At 36.0% G+C, this 18,308-nt stretch carries 17 protein-coding genes; all 17 read left to right on the plus strand.

Going from position 1 to position 18,308, the window contains the following annotated elements; genetic code table 11:
- The first annotated feature begins 49 nt into the window (after positions 1–49).
- Positions 50–532: a F0F1 ATP synthase subunit B gene (locus tag WMO14_RS11410; RefSeq protein WP_022502498.1), complete on the plus strand. Its 483-nt coding sequence runs from the start codon at positions 50–52 to the stop codon at positions 530–532.
- A complete protein-coding gene (atpA, locus tag WMO14_RS11415; RefSeq protein WP_022502497.1) occupies positions 532–2,550 on the plus strand; it encodes a F0F1 ATP synthase subunit alpha in 2,019 nt (672 codons plus the stop codon). The genes WMO14_RS11410 and atpA overlap by 1 nt, the downstream gene beginning before the upstream one ends.
- A 35-nt stretch (positions 2,551–2,585) precedes the next feature.
- Positions 2,586–3,545 (plus strand): ATP synthase F1 subunit gamma, encoded by a 960-nt coding sequence (gene atpG / locus WMO14_RS11420; RefSeq protein ID WP_022502496.1) that lies wholly within the window; start codon positions 2,586–2,588, stop codon positions 3,543–3,545.
- Between the two features lie 41 nt (positions 3,546–3,586).
- On the plus strand, positions 3,587–4,972 hold the full coding sequence (atpD, locus tag WMO14_RS11425) for a F0F1 ATP synthase subunit beta (protein ID WP_022502495.1): 1,386 nt from the start codon (positions 3,587–3,589) through the stop codon (positions 4,970–4,972).
- A 212-nt stretch (positions 4,973–5,184) separates the two neighbouring features.
- A complete protein-coding gene (gene atpC / locus WMO14_RS11430; protein WP_022502494.1) occupies positions 5,185–5,598 on the plus strand; it encodes an ATP synthase F1 subunit epsilon in 414 nt (137 codons plus the stop codon).
- Positions 5,599–5,847: 249 nt separating this feature from the next.
- A complete protein-coding gene (locus WMO14_RS11435) occupies positions 5,848–6,279 on the plus strand; it encodes a DUF2500 family protein (RefSeq protein ID WP_055306963.1) in 432 nt (143 codons plus the stop codon).
- 79 nt (positions 6,280–6,358) lie between these two features.
- Positions 6,359–6,835 (plus strand): hypothetical protein, encoded by a 477-nt coding sequence (locus tag WMO14_RS11440; protein WP_055306962.1) that lies wholly within the window; start codon positions 6,359–6,361, stop codon positions 6,833–6,835.
- A gap of 196 nt (positions 6,836–7,031) precedes the next feature.
- Positions 7,032–7,760, plus strand: coding sequence for a LytR/AlgR family response regulator transcription factor (locus WMO14_RS11445; RefSeq protein ID WP_055177477.1), 729 nt, complete (start codon positions 7,032–7,034; stop codon positions 7,758–7,760).
- Between the two features lie 307 nt (positions 7,761–8,067).
- Positions 8,068–9,195: a hypothetical protein gene (locus tag WMO14_RS11450; RefSeq protein ID WP_156333771.1), complete on the plus strand. Its 1,128-nt coding sequence runs from the start codon at positions 8,068–8,070 to the stop codon at positions 9,193–9,195.
- Positions 9,196–9,481: 286 nt separating this feature from the next.
- Positions 9,482–9,856 (plus strand): hypothetical protein, encoded by a 375-nt coding sequence (locus WMO14_RS11455; RefSeq protein ID WP_055177484.1) that lies wholly within the window; start codon positions 9,482–9,484, stop codon positions 9,854–9,856.
- A gap of 80 nt (positions 9,857–9,936) precedes the next feature.
- Positions 9,937–10,884, plus strand: a complete 948-nt coding sequence (locus tag WMO14_RS11460; protein ID WP_055177486.1) for a hypothetical protein — start codon at positions 9,937–9,939, stop codon at positions 10,882–10,884.
- A 5-nt stretch (positions 10,885–10,889) separates the two neighbouring features.
- Positions 10,890–12,122 carry an ABC transporter permease family protein gene (locus tag WMO14_RS11465; protein ID WP_055177489.1) on the plus strand — a complete coding sequence of 411 codons (1,233 nt, stop codon included), beginning with the start codon at positions 10,890–10,892 and terminating at the stop codon, positions 12,120–12,122.
- A gap of 129 nt (positions 12,123–12,251) precedes the next feature.
- On the plus strand, positions 12,252–13,355 hold the full coding sequence (locus WMO14_RS11470; RefSeq protein ID WP_055177493.1) for an ABC transporter permease family protein: 1,104 nt from the start codon (positions 12,252–12,254) through the stop codon (positions 13,353–13,355).
- On the plus strand, positions 13,339–14,013 hold the full coding sequence (locus WMO14_RS11475) for an ABC transporter ATP-binding protein (protein ID WP_055177496.1): 675 nt from the start codon (positions 13,339–13,341) through the stop codon (positions 14,011–14,013). The genes WMO14_RS11470 and WMO14_RS11475 overlap by 17 nt, the downstream gene beginning before the upstream one ends.
- Positions 14,014–14,182: 169 nt before the next feature.
- A complete protein-coding gene (locus WMO14_RS11480) occupies positions 14,183–15,817 on the plus strand; it encodes a class I adenylate-forming enzyme family protein (protein ID WP_055177498.1) in 1,635 nt (544 codons plus the stop codon).
- Positions 15,818–15,876: 59 nt separating this feature from the next.
- Positions 15,877–17,598, plus strand: coding sequence for an indolepyruvate ferredoxin oxidoreductase subunit alpha (gene iorA, locus WMO14_RS11485; RefSeq protein WP_055177499.1), 1,722 nt, complete (start codon positions 15,877–15,879; stop codon positions 17,596–17,598).
- Positions 17,599–17,729: 131 nt separating this feature from the next.
- Positions 17,730–18,308 (plus strand): indolepyruvate oxidoreductase subunit beta, encoded by a 579-nt coding sequence (locus WMO14_RS11490; protein WP_055177500.1) that lies wholly within the window; start codon positions 17,730–17,732, stop codon positions 18,306–18,308.

Raw genomic sequence — 18,308 nt, forward strand, 5'->3', positions numbered from 1 at the left:
ACAAATATAAAGATAACAAGAAAAGATTAAAGGAAAGGCAGGGAATAAGATGCTCCAGTTAGATGTTTGGAATGTTTTATTTACAGTTATTAACCTTTTAATTCTCTTTGTGCTTATGAGAATATTCTTATATAAGCCAGTTCAGAAGATTATTGCAGCAAGACAGGCAGAGGCCGATAAGCAGTTTGACGAGGCTGCGGCTAAGCAGAGCGAAGCAGAAGAACTTAAGACTAAGTATGAAGCAGTTTTAAGTGATGCTGAAAATGAGAAGAAAAAGGTTGTTGCTGAGGCGAGAAAGACTGCTGATGAAGAATATCAGCGTATCGTAACAGATGCACACAAGACAGCTTCACAGATTAAAGATGACGCCGAGGCTGAGGCAATAAGCCAGAAAGAACAGATATTAAAGAAAGCAGAAAAAGAAATTGCAGATATGGTTGTAGATGCAGCAGCTAAGGTTGTCGGAAGCAATAGTGCCGATACTAATGCAGCACTTTATGACACATTTTTGAATAAAGCAGGTGATAAATAGTGATACAGACAGCAATTGATTATGCAAAAGAATTACATAAAGCTGGAATGACACACGAAGAATTATCTTCGGTGAAAGATATATTTGATGTTGTACCACAGGTTAAGGAAGAACTTAATGATCCTACGGTATCACTTGAAAAGAAGCATCTTGTGATTCAGAAAGTATTTTCTAAAAATGTAAGAAACTTCTTACAGCTTTTATGTGATAATAATGATGTTAATTTATTTGAAGAAGTATATAAAGCTTTAACAGAACTTGAAAAGACACCAGAACAGAAGGAAAGTTCAGCAGTCCTTACATATGTTGAAGCGCCATCTGATGAGCAGCTTGCAGGTATTAAGAAGTTCATTGAGAAAGAATTCCATAATCCTGATATTAAGCTTGAGATGGTTAAAGATCCATCTCTTAAGAGTGGATTTGTATTAAAGGTTGGCTCTAAAGAGTATGACTGGAGTGAGAAAGCACGTATTGACCAGTTAAAGAGCAGTATTGCCAAGGCGGTTGGCACAGGCTCGGCTACAGCAAGTGAGAAAGGTATTCTTTCAATCCTTGAAGCTAATATCGAAGATTTTCAGCTTGAAGTTAAGGATAAAGAGATTGGTGTAGTTAACTGGGTTGGTGATGGTATTGCCAATGTTGATGGAATTGACCACGCTTTTTATGGTGAAATCGTTATATTCGACAGCGGTGTAAAAGGTATGGTTCAGGATGTCAGACGTGATGAAGTCGGCGTTATTCTTTTTGGTAGTGATATTGAAGTTAAAGAGGGCAGTAAGGTTGTCCGTACAGGAAAGATGGCTGGTGTTCCAGTTGGTGAAGGTTTCCTTGGAAGAATTGTTGATGCACTTGGTTCACCTATTGATGACAAGGGTGATATCCAGGCAGATGGCTACAGACCAGTGGAGTGCGAAGCACCTGGTATTACAGAGCGTAAGTCAGTATCAGTACCTATGGAGACTGGACTTCTTTCTATTGATTCAATGTTCCCTATAGGACGTGGACAAAGAGAGCTTATTATTGGTGACCGTCAGACAGGTAAGACAGCTATCGCAACAGATACAATTATTAACCAGAAGGGTAAAGGCGTTATCTGTATATATGTCGCTATTGGACAGAAAGCTTCTACAATAGCCAAGCTTGTTAATACATTAAAGACAGCAGGTGCTATGGATTATACAACTATTGTATCAGCTACAGCAGCAGATCCAGCACCATTACAGTATATTGCCCCATATGCAGGTACAGCTATGGCTGAATACTTTATGCACAATGGCAAAGATGTACTTATTATATATGATGATCTTTCAAAGCACGCGGTTGCATATAGAGCAATATCACTTCTGCTTGAGCGTTCACCAGGACGTGAAGCTTACCCAGGTGATGTATTCTATCTTCATTCAAGACTTCTTGAAAGATCAAGCCGTCTTTCACCAGAAGCAGGTGGTGGTTCAATAACAGCACTTCCTATTATAGAGACACAGGCAGGCGACCTTTCAGCATATATACCAACCAATGTAATATCTATTACAGATGGTCAGATATTCCTTGAAAGTGAGTTATTCTTCTCAGGCCAAAGACCAGCCGTTAACGTAGGTCTTTCTGTATCCCGTGTTGGTGGTGCAGCACAGACTAAGGCTATGAAGAAGGCAGCAGGAAGTATCCGTATTGATCTGGCACAGTACAGAGAGATGGAAGTGTTCACACAGTTCTCATCAGATCTTGATGAAAGTACTAAGAATCAGTTACAGCACGGACGTGCACTTATGGAACTTCTTAAACAGCCGGTTAGCCACCCATTCAGTATGGCTGAACAGGTTATTATATTAGTTTCAGCTAATGCACATATTTTTAGTGATGTTGAACTTGCGGATATTAAGACATTTAGAAAAGAAATGCTTACATTCTTTAAAGAACAACATTCAGATATTATTAATACAATTGAGTCCACTAAAGATCTCACAGATGAGACTAAGGAAGCAATTATAGAGGCTGCTAAGGAATTTAAGAATAAGTAATATTAATAAAAATGTGTGGAAATGGAGGATAAGCTATGGCGAATACTAAAGAAATTCAAAGCAGAATAAATAGTATTCATGATACAATGAAAATCACCAAAGCTATGTATATGATGTCCTCAGTTAAACTTAGAAAAGCCAGACAGAAGCTTGAGGATACAGAGCCTTACTTCTATGGATTGCAGGATCAGATAAAGAGTATTTTGTATCATTTTCCTACTATGCAGCATCTTTTCTTTGATAATAGAAATAGTGATATGCACGAGCAGATAAAGAAAAAAGCATTTATCGTCATAAGTGGTGATAAAGGAATGGCTGGTGCATATAACCATAATGTATTAAAGGAAGCCAAGAGATTGTGCGATGAGTCACAGGAATACAAGATATTTGCAATAGGAGAAACTGGCAGACAGTATTTTACTTCACTTGGTTATAATGTTGAGGAGTCATTCAGATTTTCAGCTAATAATCCATCAGTTCACAGAGCCAGAGTTATAACAGAAGACATAGTTGAGCGTTATAAAGAGGAAGAAATGGACGAGGTGTATATTGTGTATACACGAATGGAACGAGGAATGAAAGAAGAGGTCGAGGTTGAACAGTTACTTCCTCTTAAGACCAATCAGTTCATTAAGGAAGAGTTAGTTGATAATGTAAAAAAGGGTAAAAGTAATGGTACTCTTGAAGATTTTGAAGGCTCAGATGATTATTTTGTAATATATCCGTCACCAAAGGTTGTTCTTAATGATCTTGCATACAATTATGTAACAGGATTCATATATGGAGCACTTGTTGAGGGCTTTGCGACAGAAGAAAATGCACGAATGGTTGCTATGCAGGCAGCTACAGATAATGCAGAAGCTATGCTTAAGGAATTATCAATTGAGTATAACAGACTTCGTCAGGCAGCTATAACACAGGAGATTACTGAGGTTATAGGTGGTGCTAAGGCTCTTAAGAAGAAAAAGATGAAGAAAGCAAAGGCGGGAAAATAGCCGCAAGATATAGCAGAAAGAGGTGAATTCAGGTGGAAGAGATGAAAGGAAAGATAGTACAGGTTTCAGGACCTGTAGTCGATGTCGAATTTGAGGGCAGTTATCTTCCTGCAATCAAGGATGCACTTTATGTAATACAGGATGGAAAAAAGAAGACAATGGAGGTATCACAGCATATAGGTAATAACGTTGTAAGATGTATTATGCTTGCAGCTAGTGAGGGCCTTTGTAAAGATATGGAGGTAACAGCTACAGGAAGCGGTATATCTGTACCTGTGGGTGAGAAGACTCTGGGAAGACTTTTTAACGTCCTTGGAGATACCCTTGATAATGGAGAAAAATTAGATGAAGAAGAACACTGGTGTATACACAGAAATCCACCAACATTTGCAGAGCAGAGCCCTGTTGTAGAAATGTTACAGACAGGTATCAAGGTTATTGATCTGCTTGCACCATACGCTAAAGGTGGTAAGATTGGTCTTTTCGGTGGTGCTGGTGTTGGTAAGACAGTTCTTATTCAGGAGCTTATCAGAAATATAGCTGCTGAGAGTGGTGGTTATTCAATATTTACAGGTGTAGGAGAGCGAAGCCGTGAAGGTAATGACTTATGGACAGAGATGAAAGAGTCCGGAGTTATTGATAAGACAGCTTTGGTATTTGGTCAGATGAATGAACCACCTGGAGCAAGAATGAGAGTTGCAGAGACAGGTCTTACAATGGCTGAATATTTCAGAGATGTTAAGAAGCAGGATGTGTTGTTATTCATTGATAACATTTTCCGTTTCGTTCAGGCTGGTTCAGAGGTTTCAGCACTTCTTGGACGTATGCCATCAGCCGTTGGTTACCAGCCAACTCTTGCAACTGACTTAGGTGAATTACAGGAGAGAATTGCTTCAACAACAAGAGGTTCTATCACATCAGTTCAGGCTGTATATGTACCAGCCGATGACCTTACTGACCCAGCTCCTGCAACAACATTCTCACATTTGGATGCAACTACAGTTCTTTCAAGAAAGATTGTTGAACAGGGTATATATCCTGCCGTTGACCCACTTGAGTCAACATCAAGAATTCTTGAACCAGATGTTGTTGGTGAGGAACATTACAACGTAGCAAGACGTGTTCAGGAAGTTTTACAGAAGTATAAGGAATTGCAGGATATCATTGCTATCCTTGGTATGGAAGAACTTTCAGAAGATGATAAGCTTACTGTATACAGAGCAAGAAAAATCCAGAGATTCTTATCACAGCCTTTCCATGTAGCTGAGAACTTTACAGGTACACCTGGTAAATATGTTCCGGTTGAAGATACTGTTAAGGGCTTCAAGGCAATACTTGATGGTGAAATGGACGAATATCCAGAAGCTGCATTCTTTAATGTAGGTACTATTGAAGATGTTAAGGCTAAGGCTGAAACATTAAAGTAGATAAAGCTGGATCTGCTTCACAAGACAGGAAAGCAGACAGCTTTCTATGTCGTAGAAGTGTAGTTTTTGCTTTGTAATAAACAATGAGGTAAAACCTTCGGCTCCTGCAAGGGCAGTCGCATTTTTACTTCGTAAAAAACAATGAGGTAAATACCTCTGCTCCTGCAAGGGCAGTCGCATTTTTTACTTCGTAAAAAACAAGGAGGTATGGGTTGAATACATTTTCATTGAAATTAATAGCCTGCGATAAGGTATTCTACGATGGACCTTGTGAAATTCTTATATTTGATGGTTTCGATGGAGAGATGGCTATTATGGCTAATCACGAGCCTATGACCTGTAGTGTTGAAACAGGAGAATTAAGATTCAGAGTTCCAGGAGAAACTGTATGGCAGGAAGCTATAGTTTCGACAGGACTTCTTAAAGTTGAACACAACAAAGTTGATATAATAGTGTATTCGGCTGAAAGACCTGAAGAAATAGATAAGTTCAGAGCTGAGGCGGCGCTTGAAAGAGCGAGGGAACAGCTTGCACAGAAACAGAGCATTATGGAATATCACGTATCGACAGCCTCTATGGCGCGAGCTATGGCACGACTTCGTGGTGTTAAGAACCATGATGTATAGAAAGTTAATATATTATAATATGTACAGGGCTTGCAGGGCAGAAAATGTACCAGTAGGCGGTGTATGTAGATATTAATAAAATGTAAAGACACCATTCATTAGCGTGAAGTTAATGGGTGGTGTTTTTAATTTTCCTATTGCACAAATATAAATACAATGCTATATTAGTGTTAGAAAACATTATAAAGCGTGAGTTGCATACAAAAGATAAACTATACTACTGTATATAGTGAATAGGAGGTGCAGCGTATGCCAGTTATACAAAGTCCGGGACAAAGAATTAATAATATGAGAGTTATAGAATTTCCATTATGGCTTAGAATTGTATGCTATATTACAGCGATAATATTTGTATTATGGATACTTCGTTCGGTATATAAGTACATTGTATATCAGAAGCTTATAGCTAAGAGAAAGAATGAAAATGCAGTTCTGATATCCAAAGTCAAAGAAGCATACCGAGAAGTAAAGGCATATAACACATCGTTAGGCTCTAACAGACCAGCACCGGGGTATGGAAGCACATCTAATAAGGGAATAGCTTATAGATTGTACTTTGATGTCAATGGGAAAGATGTTGAACTTGATGTAGATGAGAAGACATTTGATAATATTAAAGAAGGAGATAAAGGAGTACTAGATTATAAAGGCTGTGAGTTTTATTCATTTACAAAAGAATAGGACGGTTATTAATAGAACGGTTATTGAAGAATAGAACTTTCAGGAGATGTTGATGTCATCAATGAAAAGGAGGATTTTTATGGGGAAAGCTAAGAGCGGTAATAGCAATGTTTTAAAGGTTGTATCGATTGTGGCAGCGATAGTAGTGGCAGTCGGCATAATAGCTGTATTTGTAGCACCATTGATACCTGTAAGGAAGGTAGATGAAAGTGCGTACAAGAAGCTGGATAACAACGATGTATATGAGCGTGCATACAATATATATGGCGTACAGATATATAAGGACAGGGATAAGGCACTTGCGCAGTTTAAGGCAGATTATAATGCTGCTTTAGTGTATTTGGACGAAAAGCTTGGTCTGGGTGAGTTTAACACAAGCTATGATATGCTTTCACAGTATGGCGAGAATGGATGGCAGTATACATTTTCAGCTGATGAGAGGAGAGAGCTTGGGGAAGAAAAGGTCAATGAACTTAAGCAGAAGATGGCAGGAATTTCAGCATTTTGTGATATGTATGAGAATACAAACTGGCGTTATTATGTCGGACTGCAATAAGCAAAACTTAAGCTATAGATATTTTAGATGTAAATAGTCTTTTTTTGTTTCTTATAGTCTTTTTTTGTAAGGTATATTGTTATTGAATTAATGACGTGATAAATTATACCTATATAATTAAATATTCGTATTGTTATGAACATAATTTCACACAATATAAAAGCAGAGTAGAATAGATAGACAGGGGTAGATTGTGATGAATATAGCTATATGTGATAATGAGGAGATGTTCGTAAAGAATATAAGTGGGCTTTTAGAAGAATATCTTAATGAGAATAAATTGCAATATAGTATAGATATGTACAGTTCGGGCAGTGAGCTGATTGGTTTAAAAGATAAGATAGTGAATTACGACATAGTATTTCTGGATATTAATATGACAGGAATAGATAATATTAAAGTAGCTGAATGGATAAGAATGTATTCGGATAGAGTTATAATAATATCTATAACCTTAATGTCAGATTATAATATACAGGGTTATAAGTATGATGTGTTCAGATGTGTATTGAAGGATAGTATGGATTTAAAGGGTTCAATCTATGAATGTATGAATGCAGTATTATATAAGCTGAATTACATTAATTCTGATAAGAGAATTATCAGTTGTGACTCTGGCAGTAAAGAGGTTGATGTCAGTAAGATTATCTATATAGAAAGCAGTGGTCATAAAGTTACATATCATATACACGGTAAGGAATTTGGTGATTATGTTGTCAAGAGCAAGCTTGATGACATAGAGAATGAATTAAAGGAATATAAGTATCTTTTAAGGGTACATCAAAGCTATATAGTTAATATGATGTATGTTAATAACATCAGCAGTTATCGTGTGTACCTAAAGAATGGCATAGATTTGGGAGTTCCGAAATCACGATATAAAGAAGTTAAGAAGAGAATACTGGAATTTAAAGAAAATAATTAGCGGTTAAAAGTTTAAGCGAGAATATTACTTGATAATGAAATAGTGGTATTTAATATCAGATATATATTGGTCATTATAGATGACTATATATATCTGATTTTTTTGTGGTTAAATTATTCTAATAAAATGTAATAGTAAATATAGTCGTTTTTTGTCTGCTATAGTCGTTTTTTGCAAATAGGGTTGTATGAAGTAAAATAATGTGATAATTTTGGGACATAGAAGCAATGTGTGTGAGAAACGGAAGATAATAGATTAGTTGAGAGATAATAACAAGACGGAAGATGAGTCGGAAAAGGAGCAGCTTATGAAGAAATTAACATTAATAGCAGATGTATTATTAATAAGTTTATCAGCAGGTTTATTTTTGCCAAATTCTACAATCAATATGGCAAAGTATCAAAGTGATAATAATAAGAGCTTGATAACAGAGAAAGATAATATTACACCAGAGGAAGTTATGGATAATCAGATACCTGATGAGCTTTATGATGTAGGTAACGAAGACCAATGGTATATAAGTCAGGCTGTTCGCAGAGCAGTTGATAAAGAAGAAGCAGATAATAATGCAGAATTATTTAGAAAAGATGATACATCAATAGTAAATTGCAGAGAGATAAAAGACAAAGAAGACAATATATTAAGATACATATATAAATACAGTGATGGTGGATACTGTATTAGCGGCAGTGATATAGGGTACAGGAGTGCATCATATACGCAGCTTAAATATGAATATTATATTCCAACACAATATGGAATTAAGATGAGTGATGAAAGCTGGTATCAGTTAGATGAACTTGATGATTTATCAAAGGAAGATTGTTTGGCAGATGTTAGTAATATTCTTGCAGAATTAGAAATTGAAGTATGCGATGAGCCAGATATATATGTTATAGATGTTGATAGTCAAAAGAAAGTTAAAGCTAAATTACAATTGACAAGTGAATTAGACGATTGGACTAAAGATGATGAATGTTATTGTATGATATTTAAAAGAAAGCTTGATAACCAGACAATGTCAGATGTGGCATTTGATAATATTTTAAAGAGTGGTGTACCAACACAGGTTAAAGTTATATATGGAAAGCAGGGACTTATCTATCTTGATACATCTTATCAATATGATTTTATTACAAAGGAAGATGTTAAGGATAAAGTTATAAGTTATGATACTGCTGTAAATATTGCAATGACAAAGTATGATTATGTGTCAGAACAGAATATTATTCGGGCAGAATTACAATATATACCTCAGGTAACAGGTGGCGATGGCATAGATTACAATACCAGATATGAGATAGCTCCATATTGGGTGATTGTTATTGAAATACCATCTGTTATAGGAGAAAATGCATCAAAGAACGAAATTATATTTGTTAATGCGATAGATAAAACTGTGTATAAGGATACATTTTCAAATGTTATAAGGTGATGTATTAGGGGTGAAATGTTTATACCGTATTGTCATATCTAGTTAGAGGCTAGTGATAGTATATTGGGAATTGTATTCTTTTATACGAGATACAGATATAATGCAATTAATGGGGAATTCCTAAATATTGCTATTATATATCAAAATGCTATGAGAGGGGTGAATAAAGAAATAGAAATGTAGAAGGGTATTGCACAATTGCATGTGCAATCAATTGTAACTTGCCTATTTTAGGTTATGATGAGGGATAGGTGTAACTAAATTTATAGAAATTGGAGGTATTAGAATGGTTAAGAACAAGTTAGTTAGAAATGCAGTTGCAGTTGTAGTTGCATTAGGGGTAATTGGAACAATTCCAGTATTTGCAGAAAGTTATGATATGGAAGATGGACACGCTTATAATAATGCGACAAGTTCAGGAGGCATAAAGTGTTGCGATGCCGGAACTATTAATGATAGGAGTGGGGAATATGCTTCTTTGTATTTGCGTACAACATATCAGGATGGACAAGAGTCCGATTATTGGTCAGGAGTGGTACAGGGGTCGGTACACGAAAATACTGGCTGGGATTGGGCAGAAGATTATTATAGTATACATCGTTTGCACAGAACAAGTTCAGGGGAAGCAAGAGATAGAGTCGAATTATCTTCTTGCTGGTAATTAAATGAAAATATGACTTAGCTTCAATAAATAATGTATTGAAGCTAAGTTATACCTATATAAGGGAGGGGGTGGAGCTTATGAAAAAAGTATATATTATATTACTGCTTCTGGTAATGACGATAAGTGCTGGTTGTGGAACAGGAACAACATCATCTCATAATACAGAGGCAGATATAGAATTAGATAAGCCAAGTGTAACAATAACGGAAAATAATACATTGGGTAAAGATGTATCTGATATTGAGAGCGAAAAGAATTCATCAGACAACAGTGACGATAGGATTATAGATAGTGGATTTTGGGTAAATGAGTTAAAGACAGATAATGGAATGGTGTGGAAATATACTCCATTAATTAGTCCCAAAGTTGCTGGGGTATTTGATTGTGAAGATGACGCTAAATTTGTATTTTCATATGAATATTCTGGATATAATCGTCCAGATGGCACAAAGACAGCAACATTAAAGAGTTATGGATGTCAATTTATATATGTGAGCAATCCAATGTTGGGATATAATGCTGATGAAGAGGTATATCCAACACAGGAAAAGCAGATTAAAGAAACCTTTTCATTAACAGCTAATAATGGAATTAACAAATTGGGTATATATGATGTGGGATGTATAACTTTTGCGTTGTATAAAGATTTATATCCCGAATATCCAGAGATGAAACTGCAAGTGTACGGAATACCTAATAATCTGATAGAGCAGAGGTTTGGCGATATAACTAAATGCGATGGAAGAGCATATAAGGATTTTTTGGTGAAAGACTGTCCAAATGAAGATTTTGTAAGTTGTGTATATTTAGGAGAAAAATATATAACAGATACAAGTATATTTTATATAGATTATAAGAAGATGGCAGAGGAGAATGATTGTGGTCAGTTTTTACTTGTGTTAAAAGTATCTAAAACAACAGGGTTTGCTTACCTTATGAATGGTGATAATTGCTACAATATATCTGATAATGAAAAGTATCAGGTGTGGAAACAGGAACATATAGGGCAGTTCATAGGGGAGTGAGAAATATGAGAATTAGATATATATTAAAGCTTATGCTTGATGATATTTTTCAAAAAAAGATAATGATTATACTGCTTCTTGCTATGAGTTCAATATCTATATATATGACTGATGTTATAGCAACAAGATATTTTTCTAATCAGTATAGAATTAATTCAATGAGTTCGATGTTTGCGGTAAATCCGGATAAGGTTAACTATGTAAAATATCTTAATCTAATGAGTCCTGAATATACTCCTCAGATAGGTGATGAGCTTATACAATATATTCGTAATTATCAAGGTGTTGTTGCTTGTGGAAGATTTAATAACAATAAAATGATACTTAATGGTGAACTTGTAAAGACACTTGTTATAGAAAAAGATATTGCTAATATGGGTAATCTGCTGTTGGATAACGATAATCTGAAAAGCAAAAAAAATGGTAGTGAGAATATGGCATATGTGGGCTATAGTTATAGGAATGAGTATAAAACAGGAATTCAATTTAATTATTATGAGGAAAATGAGAAATCAAGTTGCGAGATTGCAGGTTATTTAAAAAAGGGAGCATCGTGGCCTTTAAAGGGAAAGTTATTTGGCGGTGTTAGTGATATAGACTCATATAATCTTGATAATACGATTGTTGTGATAACTCCCAATTATGAATATTTTGATAATATAGGAGGTATGCCGGATACACCATATTATATAGTTGATGATGAGGCAGTGGCAGATAAACTTAAGATGGACATTGTTGAATGGGCGGCAGAGCGTAATCTTGGAGTAAGTGTGATTAATGAGGCAGAGGAAATAGCAAATGAAAAAGAATTAAGAAATATAACAGCGGACAGCTCATTTAGTGCAGAAGTTTTGCTGTTTCTGCTTGCATTAATATCAATGTCTTCTGCGGCAATAGTTTCGTGTATTTTGAATAGACAACATATGGGAATTATGGTTGCTTGTGGAGTTAGCAAGCGAAGTATTATGGCAATTAATTATATGGAAAATGTCTTTGTAGTGTTAATTCCAGAAATAATTATATGGCTTATATGTCAGAAAAATATATTTGGAAAAGTATTTATGAATAACATTTCAGAGCTGGATATGATTAAATATGGTGACTGGTTTAGTCATTGTGTCGCTGTTCCAATAATGTATCTGGCAGAACTTGTGATTGTTACTGTTATAGCTGGTATTGTGCCTATGTTTATAATATCACGAATGAAAGTGGCAGAAGTTATCAAACCAGTAGATTAATTATAGAAAATACCGGGTGTGCAGATTGATGGTGAAAGCTGTTAAATCAGTAGGTTAGTGACAGAGGTTTTCAAAATATAAGATTAGCGGTGGAGAAGTTATTGAACAGCATATTCAGGGGGCATTTGAATGAGAAAAATATTTAATAAAATATTCAGATACAGGCTTGTTTCGATATATTTCATATTAAGTCAGCTTGTTATTTTAACAGCAATATTTGGAGTGCTTAATACGATTAATAAAGCTTATGCAAAAGAAAATGACAGGCTTAAGGCTCTGGCTAAGAATAGGATAGAGCTGAATATAGATACATTTGCAAAGAAAGATATATTATCATATGCGGCAGTAAATGTAGATGTAGGAAATGTGTTAGCACAAGGACGTATGTCGGTAGAAGTGGCACAAATTGGAAGTACGAACCGTTGTGAAGTGCTTTTGGCAGTTAATGAGTCAACCCCTTATCCTATGATTAGAGGACATATACCCGATAAAGAAACGGATAATGGCAGAAATTGTGTGGCATTAGGACGTGATAAATACAGATATGTATATAATAGGGATGGCAAGGATTATATAACACTTGGTCAGGAGGAATATGAGGTTGTAGGTGTTATAGGAAGTCCGGTATCTGATTATTGGGACTATAAGATTGTACTTAATATAGATTGTATGAGTGATAGTCTTAAGCAGTCATTTAGTTCACTGTCTAATATATCTTTGACAGTATATAGTAATAAGGAAGATATTATGGAAATTTATAATAAAGTATATTCAAATGTAGTCAATGTTGATAATACCTGTAATATAGTGTCATATAGCAAGAAAGATACGGGCGAAAGCACAGTGAGTGAAACTCTTCAGAAAGAAAATATTAAAACTAATGTTATGGTATATACTTTTTGCCTTATTAACAGCATAATTATATCAATATTCTGGACGGTACAGAGAAAGAAAGAGCTTGCAATAAAACGTGTATTTGGATTTAGTAATATAAGAATGATAGCCGATATCGCAGTTAATCTGTTACTGCTAATGATAATTACTGTAATAATGTATTTTGTAGGATATGTGTTATATAGCTTTATAAGGTATTCAACAATTCAGGGTATGGGATTGTGGAGTGTCAAATTAATATTATTAGCAGTTGGTTTATTTCTGATAACACTTGTTATTGCGATGATATATCCAGTTGTAGATATATATAGGGGGCAGGCATATGATAAGATTAGATAAAATAACAAAAATATATGATGCAAAGGTTGAAAATAAAAAAGCGTTAGATGAGGTATCATTAACTATAGATAATGGGGAGTTTGTAGCTATTATGGGACCATCAGGGAGTGGTAAAAGTACACTTCTTAACATAATAGGCTGTATGGATAGTGTTACAGACGGAAGTTATTATGTTGATGACATAGAAGTGTCACGATTGAATAAATTGGACATACATAGATTTAGAAAGAAGAATATAGGATTTGTATTTCAACATTTTGCATTAATGGATTATTATACAGCTTATGAGAATATTGAGCTGCCGCTGCTGGCTAACAATATAAGACGAAAAGATAGAAAAAGAATAATTAATGAACAATTGAAAAAGTTGAATATTGTGGAAGAAAAAGATAAATTGCCAAAGAAAATGTCGGGAGGACAGCAACAGCGCGTGGCAATAGCACGCGCACTTGTAACTAATGCAGATATTATTCTTGCTGATGAACCGACTGGTGCATTAGACCAGAGCACCGGACAAGAAGTCATTAATATTTTAAGAGAAATTAATAATCAGGGTAAAACGGTTGTTCTTGTTACGCACGATATCAATATCGCCAGCAGCACTAACAGAATTATTAATATATGTGACGGAAAGATTATAAGTGATGAAATGGTATAATTGACTAAAGAGTTGCCTTGCAACTCTTTTTTATTTGTGTAAAATGTGGTATTCTATTATTTATTAAGATAATTTATCAAATAAAATATGAATTTTAGCCGTAGAACATATGTAGTATTTTAAAGAAAGCTAGTACATATATTTATTCAATAATGGAAGGGAAAATGCTATGCCAGTAACAGAATATTTAATAAGAAATGCCGAGTTATACCCCGATGAAGTTGCCTTGGTTGAACTAAATCCAGATGAGAAAGATACAAGGAGAACAACTTGGAAAGAATTTGATTTAATACAGCCAAGTGCCAATATGCCATATAGGCGTGAGATTACATGGAGCGTATTTAATGAGAAAGCCAATAGGTTTGCCAATATGCTTATAAGCCGTGGAGTTAAGAAAGGGGATAAGGTTGCTATTCTTATGTATAACTGCCTGGAATGGCTGCCAATATATTTTGGTGTATTAAAGACAGGTGCAATAGCAGTGCCATTTAATTTCAGATATGACTCAGATGAGATATACTATTGCGCTGAACTTGCACAGGTAGATGTCATTGTATTTGGCTTTGCATTCATTGGAAGAATAGAGGTTAATGCTGAGAGATTATTAAGAGGAAGACTTCTTATATATGTAGGAGACAACTGTCCAAGCTTTGCAGAAAGCTATCACGAGCTTGTTGCTGATTGTTCAAGTAAAGAGCCAGATGTTAAGATAACGGAAGATGATTATGGTGCGATATATTTTTCATCAGGAACAACAGGATTTCCTAAAGCAATACTTCATAAGCACCAAAGCCTTACACAGGCGGCTGTTATGGAACAGAAGCACCATTCTACTGGCAGAGATGATACATTTTTATGTATACCACCACTTTATCATACAGGAGCAAAGTTCCACTGGATGGGAAGCCTTGTTGCAGGAAGTAAGGCGGTTCTTCTTAAAGGAACGAAGCCGGAACAGATATTGTCAGCAGTATCAAGTGAACACTGCACTATAGTATGGCTGTTAGTGCCTTGGGCACAGGATATTCTTGATGCATTGGATTCAGGAAAGATTAAGTTATCAGATTACAATTTATCGCAGTGGCGTCTTATGCATATAGGTGCTCAGCCAGTTCCACCATCACTTATTAAGAGGTGGAGGAAATATTTTCCTAATCATCAATATGATACTAACTATGGTTTGTCAGAGTCAACTGGACCGGGCTGTGTTCATCTTGGAGTTGAGAATATAGATAAAGTTGGTGCAATTGGAATTCCGGGTTATGGCTGGGAATGTAAGATTGTTGATGAGAATGATAATGAAGTCTGTCAGGGTGAAGTCGGTGAGCTATGTGTTAAAGGACCCGGAGTTATGACTTGTTATTATAGAAATGAAGCTGCTACAAAGGAAGTATTAAAAGACGGCTGGCTGTATACAGGTGATATGGCTATGCAGGATAAAGATGGCTTTTATTTTCTTGTGGACAGGAAGAAAGATGTTATTGTATCAGGTGGAGAGAATATATATCCTGTGCAGATAGAGGATTTCTTAAGAAGATTTCACAAGATAAAGGATGCGGCGGTAATTGGTCTTCCTGACAGGCGTCTAGGCGAGAAGACAGCAGCAATTATAGAGATTAAAGACGGAGTCAGTTGTACAGAGGAAGAAATCGAAAAGTTCTGTCTTGAGCTTCCACGTTATAAAAGACCTAAGCAGATAATATTTGCGGATATACCAAGAAATGCAACAGGTAAGATAGAGAAACCAAAGCTTCGTAAAATATATGGAGCAGATAAGCTTGTTGCGATGGAGAACAAAGCATAATTGTGATTATAGATTAATATGCAATACAGATATTATTATAGATGATGGAAGGAAAAGGTATGAAAGAGTTAATGTTAGGCAACAAAGCGGTTGCCAGAGGGTTATATGAAGCTGGTTGTAAGGTTATATCAAGTTATCCGGGAACTCCTAGTACAGAGATTACAGAGGAGGCAGCAGCTTACAATGAGATATATTGTGAATGGGCACCTAATGAAAAGGTTGCATTAGAGGTGGCTCATGGAGCAACACTTGGTGGTGTAAGAGCGGCGTGTGCTATGAAGCACGTAGGCTTAAATGTTGCGGCAGACCCATTATTTACAATATCTTATCAGGGGCTTAATGCAGGACTTGTAGTGTGTGTTGCAGATGACCCGGGTATGCATTCATCACAGAATGAGCAGGATTCAAGGCATTATGCAATTGCGGCGAAGCTTCCAATGCTTGAGCCATCAGACTCAGAGGAGTCGAGAGTATTTGTTAAGAAAGCATTTGAAATGTCCGAAAAGTTCAATACACCAGTCCTTTTAAAAATGGTCACGAGAGTAGCCCATTCACAGAGCATAGTTGATACAGAGGAAAGAGTTGAGCCAGATAGAGTTCCTTATGTAAAAGACCCAGCTAAAGTAATGATGACACTTAACTCAAGAAATGCTCATATAAGGGTTGAGGAGAGAACTAAGGCATTGATAGAATATGCTGAAAGCACAGAACTTAACAGAGTTGAGATGGGTGAGGATACAAGTGTGGGAATTATCACAGACTCTACTTCATACCAGTATGCAAGGGAAGTATTAGGTGATAAAGTTAGCATATTAAAGCTTGGAATGATTAATCCACTCCCAGAAAAGCTTATAAAAGACTTTGCACAGAAGGTAGATAAGGTTATTGTTCTTGAAGAGTTAGACCCTATAATTGAAAATCACTGCAAACAGCTTGGAATTAAGGTGGCTGGTAAGGATACATTTCCTATATGCGGCGAGTTCTCCCAGAACCTTGTAAGAAAATGTCTTGGTATGAAAGAACCAGAGCATATTACTATAGAAGAAAATGTTCCAGCACGTCCTCCAGTTATGTGTGCAGGCTGTCCACATAGAGGAATATTCTACATTTTAAAGAAGAAAAAATGTATGGTATATGGTGATATTGGCTGTTATACATTGGGCGCAGTTGCACCGCTTAATGCAATGGATTTGAATGTCTGTATGGGAGCTTCCTGTTCAGGACTTCACGGCTTTAATAAAGCTATAGGTGAGGAAGCAGAGAGTAACAGCGTAGGTGTTATCGGAGATTCAACATTTATTCATTCAGGAATGACAGGTATAACAGACATTTCTTATAATATGAGTAATTCGACAGTGATTATCCTTGATAATTCTATTACAGGAATGACAGGACACCAGCAAAATCCAACTACAGGAAAGAACCTTCGTGGTGAACCAGCAGGAAAGGTTGATCTTGAAGCATTATGCAGGGCATTGGGCTTTAACAGAGTAAGGGTTGTAGACCCATATGACCTTAAGGCAGTTGAGGAAGCTGTTACAGAGGAGCTTGCAGCTAAAGAACCATCTATTATTATAAGCCGCAGACCTTGCGTTATGATTAAAGGAACAGTACATAAACCACCAATCAGTGTAGATGAAAGCAAATGTGTTGGCTGTAAACAGTGTATGAGCATAGGCTGTCCAGCAATTGCAGTTAAAGATAAGAAAGCACATATTGACCCTACACTCTGCATAGGCTGTAAAGTATGTTCACAGATGTGTAAGTTCGAGGCAATATAATGTTGTAAGGCGATGTATATTAGGTGTTAATGGAATAGAAAAAAGTATTAGATGTCCGATTTGTTCAAATTAGATTTGCTTGATGTGAAATTAGGCAGGGCATCTGATAATGTCGGAAATGAGGAATATGTATGAGTAATTCAGTTAAGAATATTATGATTGTTGGTGTTGGCGGACAGGGAACACTTCTGGCAAGTAAACTGCTTGGTTATGTTCTTATGCAGCAGGGATATGATGTTAAAGTGTCAGAGGTACACGGAATGAGCCAGCGAGGCGGAAGTGTTGTTACTTATGTAAGATTTGGAGATAAGGTATATTCTCCAGTTATTGATAAAGGTGAGGCTGATTATATTCTTTCATTTGAGAAGCTTGAAGCGTTAAGATGGATTGAATATTTAAAGATTGGCGGACAGATAATAACTAACACGCAGGAAGTTGACCCAATGCCGGTAATTACAGGTGCTATGCAGTATCCAGATAATATTATTGAAAAGCTTGAGAGTGCAGGTGCAAAGGTCGATGCTAAAGATTTCTTATCAATAGCAGAAGAAGCAGGGTCGGCCAAAGCGGTTAATATTGTACTTATGGGAAGATTATCAGATTATTTCAAAGACATTCCATATGAGGTGTGGGATAAAGCAATAGATGAGATAGTCCCAGAGAAATACAGAGAGCTTAATCATAAGGCATTGAAGCTTGGCAGAGGCTGA

The sequence above is a fragment of the Lachnospira rogosae (ex Hitch et al. 2025) genome, assembly GCF_040096455.1.
In the GTDB taxonomy this organism is placed as follows: domain Bacteria; phylum Bacillota; class Clostridia; order Lachnospirales; family Lachnospiraceae; genus Lachnospira; species Lachnospira rogosae.

Bases quoted from the DNA above. Each gene is read 5' to 3' on its own strand.
- WMO14_RS11470 (WP_055177493.1), top strand. From the start codon at position 12,252: ATGAGAAAAATATTTAATAAAATATTCAGATACAGGCTTGTTTCGATA.
- atpD (WP_022502495.1), top strand. From the start codon at position 3,587: ATGAAAGGAAAGATAGTACAGGTTTCAGGACCTGTAGTCGATGTCGAA.
- iorA (WP_055177499.1), top strand. From the start codon at position 15,877: ATGAAAGAGTTAATGTTAGGCAACAAAGCGGTTGCCAGAGGGTTATAT.
- WMO14_RS11460 (WP_055177486.1), top strand. From the start codon at position 9,937: ATGAAAAAAGTATATATTATATTACTGCTTCTGGTAATGACGATAAGT.
- WMO14_RS11475 (WP_055177496.1), top strand. From the start codon at position 13,339: ATGATAAGATTAGATAAAATAACAAAAATATATGATGCAAAGGTTGAA.
- atpG (WP_022502496.1), top strand. From the start codon at position 2,586: ATGGCGAATACTAAAGAAATTCAAAGCAGAATAAATAGTATTCATGAT.
- WMO14_RS11435 (WP_055306963.1), top strand. From the start codon at position 5,848: ATGCCAGTTATACAAAGTCCGGGACAAAGAATTAATAATATGAGAGTT.
- WMO14_RS11410 (WP_022502498.1), top strand. From the start codon at position 50: ATGCTCCAGTTAGATGTTTGGAATGTTTTATTTACAGTTATTAACCTT.
- WMO14_RS11445 (WP_055177477.1), top strand. From the start codon at position 7,032: ATGAATATAGCTATATGTGATAATGAGGAGATGTTCGTAAAGAATATA.
- WMO14_RS11465 (WP_055177489.1), top strand. From the start codon at position 10,890: ATGAGAATTAGATATATATTAAAGCTTATGCTTGATGATATTTTTCAA.
- WMO14_RS11455 (WP_055177484.1), top strand. From the start codon at position 9,482: ATGGTTAAGAACAAGTTAGTTAGAAATGCAGTTGCAGTTGTAGTTGCA.
- WMO14_RS11480 (WP_055177498.1), top strand. From the start codon at position 14,183: ATGCCAGTAACAGAATATTTAATAAGAAATGCCGAGTTATACCCCGAT.
- WMO14_RS11490 (WP_055177500.1), top strand. From the start codon at position 17,730: ATGAGTAATTCAGTTAAGAATATTATGATTGTTGGTGTTGGCGGACAG.
- WMO14_RS11440 (WP_055306962.1), top strand. From the start codon at position 6,359: ATGGGGAAAGCTAAGAGCGGTAATAGCAATGTTTTAAAGGTTGTATCG.
- WMO14_RS11450 (WP_156333771.1), top strand. From the start codon at position 8,068: ATGAAGAAATTAACATTAATAGCAGATGTATTATTAATAAGTTTATCA.